The organism is Streptomyces sp. NPDC002884 (assembly GCF_040295245.1).
GTDB lineage: Bacteria > Actinomycetota > Actinomycetes > Streptomycetales > Streptomycetaceae > Streptomyces.
In genome coordinates, this window is the sequence record NZ_JBEOVB010000022.1 from 121,151 (window position 1) to 137,872 (window position 16,722).

At 69.8% G+C, this 16,722-nt stretch carries 13 protein-coding genes and 3 pseudogenes; 7 read left to right on the top strand and 9 right to left on the bottom strand.

What is annotated here, in order from left to right:
- Positions 1-167: 167 nt before the first annotated feature.
- Together ABT070_RS32345 and ABT070_RS32350 are read left to right on the top strand one after the other, a co-directional pair.
- Positions 168-620, top strand: a pseudogene (locus ABT070_RS32345) (FAD binding domain-containing protein); the annotation flags it as partial.
- A 574-nt stretch (positions 621-1,194) separates the two neighbouring features.
- The gene (locus tag ABT070_RS32350) at positions 1,195-1,899 is read left to right on the top strand and encodes an ANTAR domain-containing protein (protein WP_351765839.1); all 705 of its coding nucleotides are present in this window, start codon (positions 1,195-1,197) and stop codon (positions 1,897-1,899) included.
- A 316-nt stretch (positions 1,900-2,215) separates the two neighbouring features.
- On the opposite strand, the gene ABT070_RS32355 is transcribed toward ABT070_RS32350, so the two are convergent.
- Positions 2,216-2,584, bottom strand: coding sequence for an STAS domain-containing protein (locus ABT070_RS32355; RefSeq protein WP_351765841.1), 369 nt, complete (start codon positions 2,582-2,584; stop codon positions 2,216-2,218).
- 161 nt (positions 2,585-2,745) lie between these two features.
- On the opposite strand from ABT070_RS32355, the gene ABT070_RS32360 reads away from it, so the two are divergent.
- The 3 genes and pseudogenes from ABT070_RS32360 to ABT070_RS32370 all read left to right on the top strand — a co-directional run.
- Positions 2,746-3,225, top strand: a complete 480-nt coding sequence (locus ABT070_RS32360) for an ATP-binding protein (protein ID WP_351765843.1) — start codon at positions 2,746-2,748, stop codon at positions 3,223-3,225.
- 29 nt (positions 3,226-3,254) lie between these two features.
- Positions 3,255-3,407, top strand: a complete 153-nt coding sequence (locus ABT070_RS32365) for an SRPBCC family protein (protein WP_351765845.1) — start codon at positions 3,255-3,257, stop codon at positions 3,405-3,407.
- A gap of 479 nt (positions 3,408-3,886) precedes the next feature.
- Positions 3,887-4,318 (top strand): annotated as a pseudogene (locus tag ABT070_RS32370) (superoxide dismutase); the annotation flags it as partial.
- 53 nt (positions 4,319-4,371) lie between these two features.
- On the opposite strand, the gene ABT070_RS32375 reads toward ABT070_RS32370, so the two are convergent.
- The 6 genes from ABT070_RS32375 to ABT070_RS32405 form a co-directional block, all read right to left on the bottom strand.
- Positions 4,372-5,106: an ABC transporter ATP-binding protein gene (locus tag ABT070_RS32375; RefSeq protein ID WP_351765847.1), complete on the bottom strand. Its 735-nt coding sequence runs from the start codon at positions 5,104-5,106 to the stop codon at positions 4,372-4,374.
- Positions 5,099-6,064 carry an ABC transporter ATP-binding protein gene (locus ABT070_RS32380; RefSeq protein ID WP_351765849.1) on the bottom strand — a complete coding sequence of 322 codons (966 nt, stop codon included), beginning with the start codon at positions 6,062-6,064 and terminating at the stop codon, positions 5,099-5,101. The genes ABT070_RS32375 and ABT070_RS32380 overlap by 8 nt, the downstream gene beginning before the upstream one ends.
- Positions 6,061-6,966 carry an ABC transporter permease gene (locus ABT070_RS32385; protein ID WP_451102161.1) on the bottom strand — a complete coding sequence of 302 codons (906 nt, stop codon included), beginning with the start codon at positions 6,964-6,966 and terminating at the stop codon, positions 6,061-6,063. The genes ABT070_RS32380 and ABT070_RS32385 overlap by 4 nt, the downstream gene beginning before the upstream one ends.
- The gene (locus ABT070_RS32390; protein WP_351765866.1) at positions 6,956-7,924 is read right to left on the bottom strand and encodes an ABC transporter permease; all 969 of its coding nucleotides are present in this window, start codon (positions 7,922-7,924) and stop codon (positions 6,956-6,958) included. The genes ABT070_RS32385 and ABT070_RS32390 overlap by 11 nt, the downstream gene beginning before the upstream one ends.
- A 20-nt stretch (positions 7,925-7,944) precedes the next feature.
- The gene (locus ABT070_RS32395; RefSeq protein WP_351765853.1) at positions 7,945-9,537 is read right to left on the bottom strand and encodes an ABC transporter substrate-binding protein; all 1,593 of its coding nucleotides are present in this window, start codon (positions 9,535-9,537) and stop codon (positions 7,945-7,947) included.
- 332 nt (positions 9,538-9,869) lie between these two features.
- Positions 9,870-11,849 (bottom strand): APC family permease, encoded by a 1,980-nt coding sequence (locus tag ABT070_RS32405; protein WP_351765855.1) that lies wholly within the window; start codon positions 11,847-11,849, stop codon positions 9,870-9,872.
- A gap of 520 nt (positions 11,850-12,369) precedes the next feature.
- Here ABT070_RS32405 and ABT070_RS32410 point away from each other — a divergent pair.
- Positions 12,370-13,215, top strand: a complete 846-nt coding sequence (locus tag ABT070_RS32410; protein ID WP_351765868.1) for an RNA polymerase sigma factor SigF — start codon at positions 12,370-12,372, stop codon at positions 13,213-13,215.
- 714 nt (positions 13,216-13,929) lie between these two features.
- On the opposite strand, the gene ABT070_RS32415 is transcribed toward ABT070_RS32410, so the two are convergent.
- Positions 13,930-15,147: a PP2C family protein-serine/threonine phosphatase gene (locus ABT070_RS32415; RefSeq protein ID WP_451102188.1), complete on the bottom strand. Its 1,218-nt coding sequence runs from the start codon at positions 15,145-15,147 to the stop codon at positions 13,930-13,932.
- Between the two features lie 488 nt (positions 15,148-15,635).
- Between ABT070_RS32415 and ABT070_RS32420 the strand changes: the two genes are divergently transcribed.
- Positions 15,636-16,037, top strand: a complete 402-nt coding sequence (locus ABT070_RS32420; protein WP_351765858.1) for a VOC family protein — start codon at positions 15,636-15,638, stop codon at positions 16,035-16,037.
- A gap of 31 nt (positions 16,038-16,068) precedes the next feature.
- Here the strand turns inward: ABT070_RS32420 and ABT070_RS32425 are convergent.
- Positions 16,069-16,386: pseudogene (locus tag ABT070_RS32425) on the bottom strand (transposase); the annotation flags it as partial.
- Between the last annotated feature and the right edge of the window lie 336 nt (positions 16,387-16,722).

Below are 16,722 nucleotides of genomic sequence, written 5' to 3' on the forward strand. Positions count from 1 at the left end.
CCGATGGAGCCGGGGTGGCGGTGGCCGCCCGGGCGCACGCCCACACCATCGAGATCAACAGCTCGCACGCCGCGATGCTCAGCCGCCCCCGCGCCGTCACCGACCTCATCCTCGACGCCGCCGGCTGACCGTCACCCTGCCCGCCGGGGGCCAGCCGTGCCCGGCGGGCAGCCACGATGATTTCCCTCAACGCCGCCGTCGACGGGGAGTGCCTGCTCATCGCCCAGGGCGAGGGCCCGTCGCCGGGTGCACGTGACCGACTTCGTGACCGGCGCGGGCCGCAAGGACCTCGTCCAGGGCGAGCTGCTGAGGTCCGTCACTCTCCCTGTCCGTGCCCTGGCCTGCCGCACGGCATTCCGGCAGGCGTCGCTGTACGGGCTGGGCCGCTCCGGCATGCTGGTCATCGGCACGCTGGACCCGGCAGACAGCTCACTGGCCATCACCGTTTCCGCCGCCACCGTTCACCCGTACGGCTGCAGTTCTCCTCACCTCCGACCGCTGAAGCCCTGCGGGCGGCGATAGAGGCGGCCGTCGCCGATGAGGAATGGCTCGACGACATCCACGGGCTGCCCGAATGGCGGCGCCGCATGACGTTGCGGTACGCGGAGGGAATCCGCCGGGTGAAGGAGGGCTGCGATGCGGGCGACTGCGGCGCCTGCACGGTCCACGTTGACGGAGAACCGGTGCACAGCTCTGCCTGTGCCCCGCCTTCCGCGCCGACGGCCGAGCCGTCGCCACGGTCGAGGGCCTGGCCTCACCTGAGGGTCGGGCGTCAAGCTCGGGGTTCACCTGCGCCCGGCCGTCTTGATGCGCATCGGCCCACCGGTGGAGAGGGACAGGGCGCCGGGAAGCGGATCTTCCGCGGCTACCCCGCGTCGAGGACGGCGACCGCCGGCAGGGCGAGGAAGAGCACCACGGCGCTGAAGGCCGCGAAGCTCCCCTGGTGTATCGCTTCCGGTACGGGGGCTCCGATACCGCAGTTGATGGCGCGGAGCGGGTGTGAGTGTGAGTGTGCGGGCGACTCGGCGGGGGAGGGGTTGGGACGACAGCCTCTCGGGCTCTTCGCCGACCATGGACGGCGAAGAGCTGCTCCCACGCGTCATGTGATCTTTGCGTCGCGCGGGGGATATCTCGCGGTTGCGGTCCGGGGCAGGCGTACTGGAAACGTACGCCCCTGTATGGAGACCCGTCGTCATGACGACCTCCCGCGTACCGCGGCACCTGTCCGATGGCATGCGCAACGCCACGGTGGCCGGCCTGGAGCAGGAGAACGCGCAGCTGCGGCACGCGCTCGGCTCCCACGCGACGGTCGACCAGGCCGTCGGTGTCCTCGCCGCGATCCACCGGATTCGGCCGGCCGCGGGGTTCGAGGTGCTGCGTCAGGTCTCCCAGCAAACCAACATCAAGCTGCACACGGTTGCCGAGATGGTGATCGCCTGGGCGCTGGGGCAGCCATTACCGCAGACGGTGGGACACGAGCTGGGCGAGGCCGTGCAGCGGCGTTCCAGGTCGGCGGACGCTCCGGACCAGCCCCATTGGAGCAGCGAGGGGTTCAGGGCCTGCTCGAGGGTGAAGTGGCAGGTGGTGAGGGCGTCGATGCCGGTGGTGCGCTATTTGCCGCTGCGCCTGCCGGGCGGGTCCTGGGGATCCACGCCGGTCACGGCGGATGCGTTCTTGGTTCCGCTGGGCCGCTGGGATCGGCCTCGAGGGCCGGTGCCGTGCATACCCTTCTCCGCCGAGCCCTTGCTCTGCTCTTCACCGCGCCTGCCGCTGCTCTGGGTGGGCTCTCCGTGGGCGTTGCCCGCCTCTTCCCTGGAGACCGCCCGCCCGGAGCTCTTGGGGGGCGCGTGCTTCTTTGCGTGGAAGGAGCGATGGGCGCTCGGGTTGTCCTGCTGGTGAGTCGCGTCTACGTCCGGCGACCAGCCGTGCTGATCGGTGCCCTCGTGGCGACTCGGACCCTTGTCCGGCGCGGGGCGGGACGGTTTCGGCTGCTTGGTCATGGTCGGGCCTGCTGTCTGTCTCGGGATGGGCGCACACGGGGGAGCGCCCTTGCGGCCTCCTGCCATCGTCCCACCGATCACGGGAGTGGTCGCGTCGGTGCGAACGAGCACGTGGCGTACGTCCTGCCGGCCAACGCGGGGCAGATTTCCGGCTGGCGCGGCTCGGGGGCGGCGGCTCACTTTGGGACGTGACGTGCCGCGCACCGGTGACAGGATCAGGGCTCGAGGGCCTGCTCGAGGCTGGGGTGGCAGGTGATGAGGGTGTCGATGCCGACCAGCTGGAGGACGTGCAGGACGGGCTTTTGCGCGGCGGCGATACGCACCCATCCCCCGGCGCTGCTGGCGGCCTGGTAGGCGGTGACGAAGACGGTGATGCCGCTGGAGTCCATGAAGGTCACGCCGCTGAGGTCCACCACGATCCGCAACGCCTGCGCCGCGTCGTCCCCGGACAGCAGGGCATTGCCGAAGGCGTCCTTGACGTCGTGATCGATCTCGCCCTGCACGGTGACGACGCGCACGCCGCCGACCACGCGGTGGACGACGGAGAACCGGCCGGACCGGTCCGCATGCTCGATGTTGCTCACCGTCTCCTCGACTGCGCTCGGGCCTGCCCCGGGGACAGGGCGTGCACGGACGATTCTGCCCCACCGCCCGGACCCCATGCACCGGAGGGCCGCGCCGAACAACATGACATGTATGACGAGATCGGGGGTAGGGGCGAGCTCGTGAACGGGGAATGAGGACGATGCCAGCGGGATCCCATGACGACGGTGACGACTGTCCGGCGCCGGACGAGCACCTCATGCGCGCCGGCTACGCCCTCACCGGAGACGGCGGCTGTATCGCCGACGCCCGCCACCACGCCGTCGCCTTTCTCGACCAGGCCCACGCCGGCCATCGCCTGCCCGTATCCGCCCGGGCGCGCGACCTGACCCAGCTGGTGGTCAGCGAGCTGGTCACCAACGCCCTCAAGTACGCTCCCGGTCCGGTCCTGATGGAACTGCGCATCACGGCCCATGCCGTGGACGTCGTCGTGTGGGACAGCGACCCCACCCTCCCGGCGGCCCGGCCCGCCGACCCCGACCGGATCGGCCAGCACGGCCTCGAGATCGTCAAGGCCGTCACCGATGACCTCTTGATCGAGCAGCAGCCGGTCGGTAAACGCATCACGGCCCGCATCCCCCTGCCTGACACCCCGCCAGCGTCCCCACGGCCCGCAGCCTGACACCGACCGGCTACCTCTCCACCCTGACGGTGCGCGCTGTCCCTGGCCGACCCGACGCCTCCCTCGTCGAATGGTCCGGTTCGTTCACCCCGGTGGGAGTCAGCGACGCCGATGCCGAGGAGCTCTTCCACGGCATCTACGACGACGGACTCGCCGCGCTGCTGCAGTCCGCGCAGGCCTGAGGGCCTGCGTGCCTGCGGGCCTGTGGCGTGGCCGAGTGCCGCCGGGTTGTCCGACGGGTGGGCTCACCGCGGACCGCGCCTACGTGCTGTCGTGCGGAGGCCAGGAGCCCGTGGGGTCTGTCCTGGGCTGCGGGGCAGACCGCTTCCCGCCTCGTGCGCGCTCCCGCGCGGCGTCGCCGCCGCCCTCCCTGCCCGTGTCACGGACACGCCTGCCGATGCGCCGCGGGGCGGCGGGCATGGTCTGGCGGCAGCGCCCCGGGTGAGTGCCATGAAGATTCCGCACGGCCGCAGGGACGAGCGTGGAGGCCCCGACAGCGACTGCCGCCAGTTCCAGCACGGTCCGCGGGACCTCCGCTCTGGTGCGGCCGGTCAGCCACCCGGCGAGCACGGCTGCGACGGCCGCGAACCGTAGCTCCCGTACGTGCCACAGCCGCTGCGGCCCCTGGACGTGTTCCTCGGTGCCGGCGGTGGCGTTCACCTCGGCTCACATCCTGCACAGCATCTACTGGCACAACAAGACCGGCGACGGAGGCGGCGAGCCCCTCGCGGCGTACGGCGTCGGCGACCTCGCGGACGCCATCACCGAGTCCTTCGGCTCGTTCGCCGGCTTCAAGGCCCAGCTGACCAAGGCGTCCGCGACCACCCAGGGTTCCGGCTGGGGCGTCCTCGCCTACGAGCCGCTCTCCTGGAGTCTGATCGTCGAGCAGGTCTACGACCACCAGGGCAACGTCGGCCAGGGATCGATGCCGATCCTCGTCTTCGACGCCTGGGAGCACGCCTTCTACCTCCAGTACCGGAACCAGAAGGTCGACTTCATCGACGTGATGTGGGCCGTCGTCAACTGGCAGGACATGGACCGGCGTTACGCCGCCGCCAAGGAGCGCGGCGAAAGCCTGCTGCTCGCGCCGTGACGCCGTAGCCACGTCAGCGTTCGCACACAGACGTCCTGCTCGTGATCGTCTTCTCAACCTTCACTTGCAGGCGGCACCACATAGGGCTCCCGCAAGGACGTGACTTGTGGGAGCCCTTCTGCCGAAGGGGTCTTCTCGAACGTCGTGTCCCAGTCGATCGTGCGGTCACACCAACGGTGCAGGAGTACCCGGTCATGACCCACGGCGAGCAGGCCGGCGCCGGTGGCCCGGCGGTAGTCCTCGACCACCGTGACCAGGGCGGCCGTGGTCGAGGCGTCGAGCATCGCCGTCATCTCGTCGCACACCAACCAGCGCGGACGCAGCACGAGGGCGCGGGCCAGGCAGGCGCGTTGCAACTGGCCGTCGCTGACCTCGTGCGGACGTCGCTTCAGCAGGTCGGGGGTCAGGCCGACACCCTCGGCCAGTTCGGGAACCCGGTCGGGGACGGCCTCGCGGCGGCCGGTCGCGCGCAAGGGCTCGGCGATCAAATCCGTGAGCCTCAGCCGGGGGTCGGCGGAGAGCCGAGGCTGCTGGAAGACGATCCCGACGGCGGTGCGCTGTTCGCGCGGGGCGCGATGGCGCCAGTGGCGTACCGGGGTGCCGTCCAGGACGAGGGACCCGGAGTCGGGCCGGTGCAGGAGGGCGGCGACGCGGGCAAGGGTGGACTTGCCGCAGCCGCTGGGACCCAGCAGACCTACGGCCTCTCCGGGGGCTATCGTCAGCGAGACGTTCCGCACCACCGGGGCGCGTCGGTCGTATCCGGCGGTGATGCTTCGCAGCTCAAGCACGGAGGTCCTCCTGCACGTGCGGGTGGTGGCAGGCGACAGACTCCGTCATCCGGGGCAGCGTGACGCAGGCGTCGGTTGCCCGGTCGCAGCGGGCGGCGAAGGCGCAGCCGTCGGGCAGGTCGCCGAGTTCCGGGGGCATGCCGGGGATGGGGGAGAAGGCGCGGTCGGGGAGGGCCTGGAGGAGACCTCGGCTGTACGGGTGGCGGGGGCCGGGTGCGCCGAAGAACGCCTGGGCGTGCGTGAGTTCGATGATGCGGCCGGCGTACATCACGGAGACACGGTCGGCGATGCGTTCGGCCGCAGCCAGGTCGTGGGTGATCATCAGCAGGGCCTGTCCAGCGGCGTCCACGGGGCGCCGTAGCTCGTCGACCGTGCGGTCGACCAGGTCGCGATCGAGTCCGGTGGTCGGTTCGTCGGCGAGCAGCAGAGGCGCGTCGCCGACGAGGGCGAGGGCCGTGGCGGCGCGCTGGGCGAGGCCGCCGGAGAGCTGGTGGGGGTGGCGGTCGAGGTGGTCGGCCGGGAACGCGGCGCGTTCGGCGGCCGTCCGGGCGGCGGAGCGCCGGGCGGCGCGGCCCCGGACGTCGGTCAAGGCGCCGACCGTCTCCTCCAGTTGCGAGCGGATGGTGCGTACCGGGGTGAGGTGCGCGGCCGGGGTCTGCGGGATGAGCCCGATGAGTCGGCCCCGCACGGTGCGGGCGAGGGTCTTCTCGTCGGCGGAGAGCAGGTCGAGGCCGCCGAGGCGGGCCTCGCCCGCGGTCTGGGCGTTCGCGGGGAGCAGGCCGAGGAGGGCGGAGGCAAGGACGGACTTGCCGCAGCCGCTCTCCCCGACCAGGGCCAGGCACTCGCCGGCCGCCACGTCGAAGTGCGCGTCGGTGACGGCGGCGATCCGGCGCCTGCCCGGCATGAGGAAGCGAACCGACAGACCGCGTACCGACAGCACGGGAAGTCGCTTGCTCACAGCATCAGCTCCGATCGGCGGCGGGGGTTGATCCGTTCCCGCCAGGCTCCGGCGAGACCGGCGATGGCCAGGGTCGGGACGACGATGAAGAGGCCGGGGAAGAGGGTCGGCCACCACTGGCCTGCCAGCAGCGAACCGCGTGCGCCCTGGATGAGGGTGCCGAGACTCGCCGTGTGCGTGGGCAGCCCGAGGCCCAGGAACGACAGGGCCGACTCGTGCCACATGGCGTGCGGCACCATCAGGACCGCGGCGAGCGCGGCCTGCGGCAACACGGCGGGCAGCAGGTGCCGTACCGCCACCCGCCACCGGGACGCGCCACCGGAGACGGCCGCCTCGATGTACGGGCGGGACCGCAGCGACATCACCTCGGCCCGCACGATCCGCGCCGTGGACAGCCAGTGGGTGAGCGCGACCGAGACCACCACCGGCCAGACTCCCGGCCGGAACATCGCCACGATGAAGATGCCCAGCAGCAGGTGCGGCACGGACGAGAAGGTGTCGACCACGCGCATGAGACCGTGGTCCACCCAGCCGCCCAGGGCCCCGGCCGTGGCCCCGACCGCGGTGCCGATGACCGTCGCGGTCACGGCCGCCGCCACACCGACCAGCAGGGACACCCGCAGCCCGTAGACGCAGCGGACCAGCAGGTCGCGCCCGAGGTCGTCGGTGCCGAAGAGGTGCGACCAGCTCGGTGGCAGCAGCTTGGCGGCCAGATCGACGGCCTGTTGGTCGAGTTGGACCAGCGGCGGCACGAGGAGAACGGCGAGGACGGTCGCGGCGACCAGCGCGGCGGAGGCGCGCACCCGCACCGTCCGGGTGGAGCGGCGCCGCGTGCTGTATCCCCGCCAGACGGGCGGGGAAGGAACGGAAGGAGCCGGGGATTCCGGCGCGTCACATGTCACTGAACTTCACCCTCGGATCGAACAGACCGTAGAGCAGGTCGGCGAGCAGGTTGCCGACGAGCACGGCGGCGGTGGCCAGGGTTGTCAGGGCGGCGAGCAGCGGGAAGTCCACGGCGGTGGCCGCCTCCACCGTCGCCGCGGCGATGCCCGGCCAGCTGAAGACGCTCTCCACGAGCAGGGCCCCGGTGATGAGTTCGGGGACGCGGGAGCCGATCAGCGTCAGGACCGGGAGCAGTCCGGAGCGCAGGGCGTGCCCGAGCAGGACGGTGCGTTCGCTCGACCCCCGTGCGCGGGCGCCCCGTACCGGGTCCTCCGCCAGCGCGTCGCCCACGCCCTGGCGCACGTACAGGGCGAACCAGGGGAGTTGGGAGACGGCGAGCACGCCCGCCGGCAGCACCAGATGACTGGTCACCTGCCCCGGCGTGACCTGCTCGCTCGCGGTGTCCGTCAGCCCGCCCGCCGGGAACACACCCAACTGGAGGGCGAACAGCCAGATGACGAGCAGCGCGATCCAGAACACGGGCGCTGCCTCCAGCGTGTAGGCGAGCGAGGTGACGATCCGGTCGAGCCACGACCCGGGACGGCGCGCGGCCAGCACCCCGAGCAGCGTGCCGAGCAGCACGGCGACGACGAAGGCCACGGCGCACAACAGCGTGGACCAGAGCAGACGTTCGCCGATGACCTGGGCGACCGGCTGCCGCAGAACGCTGGACTGGCCGAGGTCGCCATTGAGCGCGGAGGTCAGCCAATGCCACCAGCGGACGGCGAAGGACTGGTCCACGCCGAGGTTGCCCCGCAGCCGGTCCAGGGTCTCCTGATCGGCACCGAGGGCGGCCGTACCGGCGTACGCCCGCACGGGGTCGAAGGGGGAGGCGGCGGCGATGGCGAAGACACCGAAGGTGACGACGAGCAGGATCGGGGCGGCGAACAGCGCCCGCCGCCCCGCCAGACGGGCCATCGCGCCCCAGGGCGGCCGGGTCACTTCTTCGGCTGCCAGTCCTCGATGTTCCACCACGGGCCGCTCGCGAAGCCGTGCTCGTGCGGCTCCAGCTGCGTGGTCAGCCCCTGCCAGCGGTCGGCGAGAACATAGACGTGGTCGATGTGGGTGAGGAAGGTGTAGCCGGGGTCCTTGACCAGCTCCTGCTGGAGGGTGTCGTACGCCGCCTCGCGCGTGGCCGCGTCCTGGCTGCGGCGGCCGGTGTCGAGGGCCTTGTCCACAGCCGGGTTGTCGTAGCGGCCCATGTTGTTGAAGCCGTTTCCGGCGAGGGAGGAGTGCAGCAGGGTGTAGAGGCCGAAGTCGGGGTCGCCGGTGCTGCCGAAGCCCGCGAGGACCGCGTCGTCCTTCATACGCGGCTCGATGACCTCCCAGGTCGCGCTCTCCACCGTCACGGCGATGCCGGCCTTCCTGGCGTCGGAGGCGTAGGCGAGGGCGTGGTCCTGGCGGACTTTGTCGCCCGAGGGGTAGAGCAGCGTGAACGCCGCCCGCTGCCCGCTCTTGGCGCGGATGCCGCCGTCGCCGATCTCCCAGCCCGCCTGGTCGAGGTTCCGGCTGGCCTTGGCGAGATCCTGGTCGCGCTCGATGCCCTTCGCGAACCAGGGGTCGTCGACGGGCAGCGGCCCGTACGCGGGTCGTCCCGCGCCGTCGAGGATCTTGTCGACCATGGCCTCGCGGTCCACCGCGGCGTCGAGCGCCTGCCGTATCGCTCGGTCGCCGGTGACCTTGTTCTGCTGGGGGAGTGTGACGGTCCGGAAGTCGTAGGACTTGGCGTCGTACGTCTTGCGGCCCTTGTCGTCCTTGAAGGTCGCGGCCAGGTTGGGCGGGAGGATCGCACCGTCCAGGTCGCCGGAGCGCAGCCGGGTGGCGCGCACGTTGTCGTCCGCGATGACCGCCATGGTGAACGTCTTCACCCTCGGCGCACCGCCCCAGTACTTCGGGTTCGCCTTGAAGGTGAGCTTCTCGCCCTTGCTCCAGGAGGAGAGGACGTACGGTCCGGTACCGACCGGCTTCGTGTTGAACGAACCGGTGTTGGGATCCTGCTCGCCGGCGAGGTGCTCGGGGACGATGGGCAGCACGGTGCGTCCCGCGAACGGCGCGTAGGGGTACTTCAGCGTGAAGACGACACCGTCGTCGCCGTCGGCCCGGACCTCCTTGACGGCGTCCAGCTCGCTGCGCGAGGTGTTGTTCGTCTCGTCGTCCAGGACGGTCCGGTAGGTGAAGACCACGTCCGCGGCCGTCAGGGGCTCGCCGTCGCTGAACTCCACGCCCTCGCGCAGGGCGTAGGTGTACGTGAGCCCGTCGTCGGTGACCTGAGGGAGCGCCTTCGCCAGGGCGGGCGTGAGTTTCAGGTCGGCGTCCCGGGCCAACAGGCCGTCGAACAGCTTGGAGTTGCCGTCCTTGCCGTAACCGAGCAGTGGGCTGAGAGTGTCCGGCTCGGATCCGACCCCGATCACCACGGAGGCGGCCGCGGCCTTACTGGCACCGGCACCACTGCTGGGCGCCGAGCAGGCGGCGAGCCCGGTCAGCGCAACCGCCGCTGCGACGGCGGCACTTCTCATCCGACGGGACGTCATCAGCCTCACACCCTTGCTGCACATGGCATGCTGTTGCGATCACTTTGCGACAAGGGGCTACCCGCTGATGAGTGGAGACAGTCTTGCAATTGCAAGTAATATGCAACGGGCTTGGCGGACCCTCCCGAATCCTCGCCGACCAGGTCAGCAGTGGGCGGACCGCCGTTGTGGGCCTGTCCTACCAGCTGGTCGACGGCAGCGCCCGTCTCGTCACCACACACGGTCTGCCAGGCGATGCGATCGTCCCCGGTTCCCCCCACCTGAGCGGTGCACAGCCATCACGACGAAGGTGCCAATGGCGCCGCGTTGACTGCCCGCCTCATCCAGGGGTGTCAGCCTGCGACGTGGATGCCGGGGCGGCGGGCGGGGTCGGGTTGGTGTCGGCGGATGATCTCGCGGGTGACGGGTGCGGTGTCGCCGCGGCCGAGGAGGAAGTAGCGGAACATGTGGGTCAGGGGACTGCCTTCGGCCCAGGCGAAGTAGCAGTGCGGCTGGACGCCAGTGGTGTCGTGCAGGGTGAGAAGGATCGCGGCGATGGCGTTGGGCGCGGCGGGGGCTTCGGCTCGCAGGATGCGGTAACCCTCGATTTCGACGCCGTGGACGGTGAGGGTTTCGCTGAAGTCGGAGGGGTCGACGACATCGATCTCGAGGAACAGGATGTCGGCGAGGCCGGGCACGGGGTTGGTGGCACGCTGCTCGCGTTCCTTGTCGGCGTACTCGGCGCCGTCTCCGGCCTGTCGGCGGTTGGTGATGATGTTGATGGCGTTGTCGTGGGCGAGGGTGTCGGTGATGAACTGGCGGGCGGTCTCGTCGAACACGATTTTGTCCGCGCGCAGTTCGGTGGTGCGTGAGATGCGGGAGATCAGCGAGATGGTGATGATGCCGAGGATGAACATCGCGGAGATGGTGATGCCGTCGGGCTTGTCGATGATGTTGGCCACCAGCGCGTAGAGCAGTACCGCGGTGAGCGCGGCGAATCCCACGGTCAGGGTGCGTTGGCGGCGGCGCAGTGCGGAGACGGTCACGGCGAAGGCGCCGGAGACCATCATGGCGAGGATGCCGGTGGCGTAGGCGCCGGCCTGGGCGTCGATGTCGGCGTCGAAGGCGATGGTGATGATGACGCACAGAGCTGTGTAGACGAGTACGACGGGGCGTACCGCGCGGCCCCATTCGGGGGCCATGCCGTAGGCGGGAAGATAGCGCGGGACGATGTTGACCAGTCCGGCCATGGCGGAGGCGCCCGCGAACCAGAGGATCAGGATGGTGCTGATGTCGTAGGCGGTGCCGAAGGCTTCCCCGACGTGTTCGTGGGCCAGCCAGGCCAGGGCCCGGCCGTTGGCCGCGCCGCCCGCCTCGAACTCCTTGTGCGGTATGAGGACGGTGGTCACGAGACTGGCGGCGAGCAGGTAGACGCTCATGACGAGCGCGGCCGTCGTGAGCAGCCTGCGGGCATTGCGGATGCGGGACTTCAGCCGCTGTTCGGCACTCTCGCCCTGGGCGGAGATGAGCGGCATCATGCTTACCCCGGTCTCGAATCCGGACAGGCCCAGCACCAGCAGCGGGAAGGCCAGCAGCGCGGGCTCGGCGAGGTCGCCGAATCCGCGGCCTTCGGTGAGTGCGCCGGTCCAGGCCGAGAAGGCGTCCGGGCTGGTGAACACATCCACCAGGCCGACGCCGATGGTCACCGCGTTGAGCGCGAGGAAGACGGCGACCAACGGGATGGCCACGCTCACGGCTTCGCTGAACCCGAGCAGGAAGACCCCGCCGAGGAGTACCAGGAGCGCCACGGTGATGACTACCTCGTGTCCTTGCAGAGCATGCGGCGCGTAGGAGCTCTCCACCAGATGTACGGAGGCGTCGGCCGCGGACAGGGTGATCGTGATGATCCACGAGGTCACCACGAACCCGAGCAGGACCAGGACGAACAGTTTGCCCCGCCAGAACGGCAGCAGGTCCTCGAGCATCGCCACCGATCCGGCCCCGTGCGGACTCTCGCCTGCCACCCGCCGGTACATCGGCAGCATCCCCACCAGGGTCAGCACGACGAGCAGAAGAGTGGCCAACGGCGAGACCGCGCCGGCTGCCAGGGCGGCGATGGCCGGCACGTAGGCCAGGCTGGAGAAGTAGTCGACGCCGGTCAGGCACATCACCTTCCACCAGGCATGAGACTCGCCGGCGCCCGCCTCCGCCGCGGGGTTGACCGCCTGCACCCGGTGTCGCAGCAACCACCGCGCCAGAGCGCTCCCTTGGCGCTCCTGTGCGGCAGGATCCTCCACCACGTCCACCGCGGCCAGATCGTTCACGCCGGTCATCTCCCCCACACCCTTCAACCCGCTCAGCGGGCAGGGCTCCACAGCCCTGCGACGATCACCGAGTATGCGGCCTCCCGGCGCCTTCGCCCTTCGGACGACTGGCCGCAGGAGAGCACGCATCCGCGCCCTTCTTCCCCGCCACTCATCTGATGTGCGCGCGAATCACCGAGGAAATGGCCTCGCCCTCCCCGGCATCGACGGGACGTGCCTCGTCATGGCCACCACCCCCGTGGCGCCCTCCAGCCGCGTCACCGTCCGCGGTCGCCATCACTTCGACCGCTGAGCACCCCAGTCTGGCGTGCGCGGGCGCCTCCTTCACCGTCGCCGCGACCTGTTGTATCCAGGGCGGCTCCCCTGCGCACGGCAGGCGACTGGCCGGGTAGCGGCCCGGGCGGCATGAGCGCATCTACTGACTTACGTGATCGCGGGTGTAGGTACGCAAGGGCGGGGTAGTCGCGCCTTGGCTTCGGCTGTATCGACTGGTTACGGCGGGCGGGTTCAACTGTGGGAGGGGAACGCCATGACTTTGGTGAGTACAAAGGCCACGCAGGCGCAGACCGGAGATCTGCCTGAGATCCTCGCCCCTTCTCAGGTGAGTCCGAAGGATGCCCGTGAGCTGTCCCGGCTGTTCTTCGACCAGTTGACGGTGTTGGAAGAGGGCACGCCCGAGTACAGCTACGCCCGTAACACGCTGATCGAGGTGAACGTGTCTCTGGTCCGGTACGCCGCCGGCCGCTTCCGCAGCCGGGGGCCGGAGGAGATGGAGGACATTGTCCAGGTCGGCATGATCGGGCTGATCAAGGCCATCGACCGGTTCGAGCTGTCCCGCGAGGTCGAGTTCACCTCCTTCGCCATCCCCTACATCGTCGGCGAGATCAAGCGGTTCTTCCGCGACACCACCTGGGCGGTGCATGTCCCGCGCCGTCTGCAGGAGGCCCGGGTCCAGCTGGCCCGTGCGACGGATGAGCTGCGCAGCCGGCTGGGGCGCACGCCGACGGTGAAGGAGCTGTCGGAGCTGATGAGCCTGCCCGAGAATGAGGTCATCGAAGCCCGCCTTGCCGCCAACGGCTACAACTCCGCTTCCCTGGATGCGGCGATCGGTACCAGCGAGGACGGCGAGAGCGCTCTGCAGGACTTCATCGGCGCCGAGGACCAGGCGCTAGAGCTGGTGGAGGACTTCCACGCCCTGGCCCCGCTGATCGCCGGGCTCGATGACCGGGACCGTCAGATCATCCACATGCGGTTCGTGGAAGAACTCACCCAGGCCCAGATCGGCGAACACCTGGGCGTCTCCCAGATGCATGTCTCACGCCTCCTGTCGCGTTGCCTGACCCGCCTGCGAGACGGCATGCTCACCAGCCGGTAGAAGATGCGTTCACCGCTGCTGATCTAGGGACCCGCAGCCCCGCACGAAAGGGGCCGCCGGACAGGGGCCGGTGGCCCCGACACGGCAGGGACTGTGCGCGCGGGGCCGCGCCGGCGTCTCGTTGCTCGCAGCGGTACCCCTCACCCAAGACAGCAGGCGGGAACGGAATGACGGGCCGCGGTGACTGGCTCGTCCGCCGCAGCTCTGGCAGTGCTGTCGCGCCCAGGCACCCCCTCGGCTAGTCGGACCGCGAGGATGCGGCGACGGCTTTTACTTCGGCACCTCCTGCCATGCCGCTGAGTCCACCCACGGCGGCGCGACCAGTCCGTTCGCGCCACCTGTTCGGCGGACGTCCGTGAGCACGACCGCTTCGTTGGCGACGGTGTGATCGTGCAGAGCGCAGGCGGTTTGGGCGAGGCTGTGCATGGTGCGCCGCAGCCCGGTGGGGGCTGCTTCTACCAAGGGGATCAGCCTCGACAGGCGCTGCGGCTTCGGTGGGAATTCCTCGCCGCAGCCCGTCTGGGCATCAGTCCCAGCATCCCGGCCCGCGCTGTGTGGCGACCCCGGGCCGGGGCCGGCCAGACCCCGTCGTAGCCTTCGGCCCTGACCGACGCACCATCCCTGACCTCGTCCCAAGCCGTCGCACTCCGGCAGGCCGGCAATAAGCGGCTCGTTGCCGGCGCGCCGCAGTGTCCCAACCGGCGCAATACCGCGTCATCGGTGCTGCGGGCGCCATTCGAAGAGCAGGATGGTCGCATCGTCCCGCAGTTGGTTGCGTTGGTAGTCGAGGATGGCGTGGATGAGCAGCCGCAGCACCTCGGCTGGGCGCTGCCCGGCGGCGGAGGAGCGGATGATGAAGTCGGTGAACCGGTCGAGGCCGAACTCCGCACCGTCCACGTCGCGGGCCTCCACGACACCGTCGGTGTAGAGGAGGACGCTATCGCCCGGTTCCAGGGTCGCCTCGTGGACTTGCCGGACTGCCGGGGCGAGGTGGCCGGCCAAGCCGATCGGCGGCTGTGGAGGGCTGTCCAGCGCCTGGGCGAGCACCCGCTCGGCACGGATCAGCAGGGGTGGGGGGTGACCGCAGTTGACCCAGCGCAGCCTGCCGGTCTCGGCGTCGAGTCGGCACAGTACGCCGGTGCAGAAGTGGTCGGGCAGCCACTGGGTGAGCGCTTGGTCGACGGAGCTGACGACGTCGGCCAGGTCGGAGCCGGCCCGGCGGGCGTTGCGCGCTGCCGCCATGGCGACCGACGTGGTCAGGCCGGCGGTCAGATCGTGACCCATGGCGTCGAGGATCATGGTGTGCAGGATGTTCTTGGCCACCGAGTGGTCGAAGGCATCGCCGGCGACGTCGTAGGCCGGTTCCAGGGCCGCGGTCGATACGCACCTACTCGTGCCGATGGTGCGGGGTGGCAGGAAGGCCCGCACCATCTCGGCGGGCAACCGCATGGTCGCAGTGCGGGTGCGGGCGGCGAGCCAGTCGCTGTAGGCGCGCTTGGAGGTGATCAGCATGGCGAACAGATGGGCCAGCATCCGGCTGCGGCGCATCCGCACCGCGTCGAGAGAGGCGGTCCGAATCGCCAGCACGCCCAGCCGCTCCGCACCATCGACCAGAGGCATCCAGAGGATCAAGCCGTCGTCGGCCTCGACCACCCGCGGATCGACCGTGCGGTAGGCCCAGCCGGCCGACGAGTGGTCCACCGGAAGCGGCTCCAGAGCCTCGTCGAGTGGGATGAGCAGTTGTTGTTGCAGGTCGACGAGGTAGATCGACGCGGTGTCCAGGCCGAGGGACGAGGCACACCGGTTCGCCAACGCGGGCAGTTCGACTGGCAGGGCAGTCTGCGCCTCGATGATCAGCTCTTCCAGCCGATTCTCGTCGACGGCGGTGTCGGGACCGGAGGACGCGTGTGGTGGGTCCGACAAGGGGATCACCCCTTCCTTGCCCAGTTTCACACCGATCGCGTCTTCTCTCACGTCAGCCTGCGGCGAGGGCGAGGGCGACGCCAGGACGGTCAGCTCGCTCGGCCGGGCCCACCGGTCCAGGGCGTCAAGGTCAGTACCTTCGGATCCCTGTTCGCCGCGGCGTGATACACATCCGTCGGGGCCCGGCCGACCACTCCGTGGGGACTTGACGCAACCCGACCCTGTTGTGCATGACTCACTGTCAGTTCGAGGTTGCCCATCGCGGCGCGAGGTGGTGCCGGTCGGTGGAACGACCGGTGCACTCGATTCGACCCCGATTCGGCCCCGTGCGTACCAGCAGAGTGGATCAACGCTCTGACCAGGGAAGACGAAGTACGGCGGAGGTTACGGGTTTTTACTCCGGATCAAGCCCGTTCGATGCCTCTGGTCAAAAAGGATCTCGGATCTGTCGGGTGGGCGACCTACGCTGAGCTCCGTCCGCACTATCTGGGAGAAGCATGACAAGCAGGTTCACCGAGTTGACCGTTGACTGCCATGATCCGGAGAGGGTCGCGGCCTTCTGGTGCGAGGTCCTGGACTTCAAGGTGATCGACCGAAGCGAGGGCAAGGTCGAGATCGGCTCTTGGATGCCGACCGTAGAGGATGTCCGGGCCCGCCAGATGCCGCCCACCCTGGTGTTCATCCGTGTGCCCGAGGGCAAGACCGTCAAGAACCGGCTTCACCTCGACGTCAGCCCGATCGACGGCAGCACCGGGGACGAGGTGACCAGATTGCTCGGTCTCGGCGCGGTCAAGGTGGACGTGGGTCAGGGACCGGATCGGAACTGGGTGGTCATGGCCGACCCTGAGGGCAACGAGTTCGACGTCCTGCGCACCTTGGCACCGCAGGACCAGGACTAGGCCGCCTTCCTTGGCTCACCTTTCCGACCGGCGGACGGCCGCCGCACCGGCCGAGCCGCTTGCGGTTCGCGACGTGGTCGGCCGGCCGCGGGATCACCGACCGGATTCCGCGCCGTCGCAGGTGACTGCGGATCGCCCGAAACGAATATGCCTTGTCGGCCAGGACCACGTCCGGTGTGGTCCTGGGCCGGCCGATCGGCCGGGGCATTCGTCACCGGGCCATGACCTCGGGGAATGCGGGTGCGTCACCTGCCTGACCGGGCGTGACGACCAAAGCGAGCAGGCGGCAACAGCTGTGTGCGTCGAGGTGGATGTTGGTGGTCAAACCGCCGCGGGAACGTCCGAGGACCCCGACTCCGCCATCGAACTCGGAGGAGCGCGCATCCTGGGTTCGATCATGGCAGTTCCGGGGCTATGGCGGCGCTCTGCTCGAACGGGTAGCTGGCGGCGGTGTAGTTGGTGTAGGTGCCTGCGGTGTCGGTGGTCCGCGCCGTAGAAGTGTGGGTGGTGGGTACCGTCTGTCCGGTTTGTTTGTGGGTGGTTGAGGGGTGGGTGGGGGTGGTTGGTGGTGCTCGTCAGTGGGTTGGGTTGGGTGGGGTGGTGGTGGGTGGTGTTGTTTTGCTTTCGGGTGGGGGGTGGGTCGGTGATACTGGCGCGTGGCGTGGGCGGGGGTTGGGCGTATATG

Bases quoted from the DNA above. Each gene is read 5' to 3' on its own strand.
- ABT070_RS32405 (WP_351765855.1), bottom strand. From the start codon at position 11,849: ATGACCGGCGTGAACGATCTGGCCGCGGTGGACGTGGTGGAGGATCCT.
- ABT070_RS32350 (WP_351765839.1), top strand. From the start codon at position 1,195: ATGACGACCTCCCGCGTACCGCGGCACCTGTCCGATGGCATGCGCAAC.
- ABT070_RS32360 (WP_351765843.1), top strand. From the start codon at position 2,746: ATGCCAGCGGGATCCCATGACGACGGTGACGACTGTCCGGCGCCGGAC.
- ABT070_RS32410 (WP_351765868.1), top strand. From the start codon at position 12,370: ATGACTTTGGTGAGTACAAAGGCCACGCAGGCGCAGACCGGAGATCTG.
- ABT070_RS32390 (WP_351765866.1), bottom strand. From the start codon at position 7,924: ATGGCCCGTCTGGCGGGGCGGCGGGCGCTGTTCGCCGCCCCGATCCTG.
- ABT070_RS32420 (WP_351765858.1), top strand. From the start codon at position 15,636: ATGACAAGCAGGTTCACCGAGTTGACCGTTGACTGCCATGATCCGGAG.
- ABT070_RS32395 (WP_351765853.1), bottom strand. From the start codon at position 9,537: ATGACGTCCCGTCGGATGAGAAGTGCCGCCGTCGCAGCGGCGGTTGCG.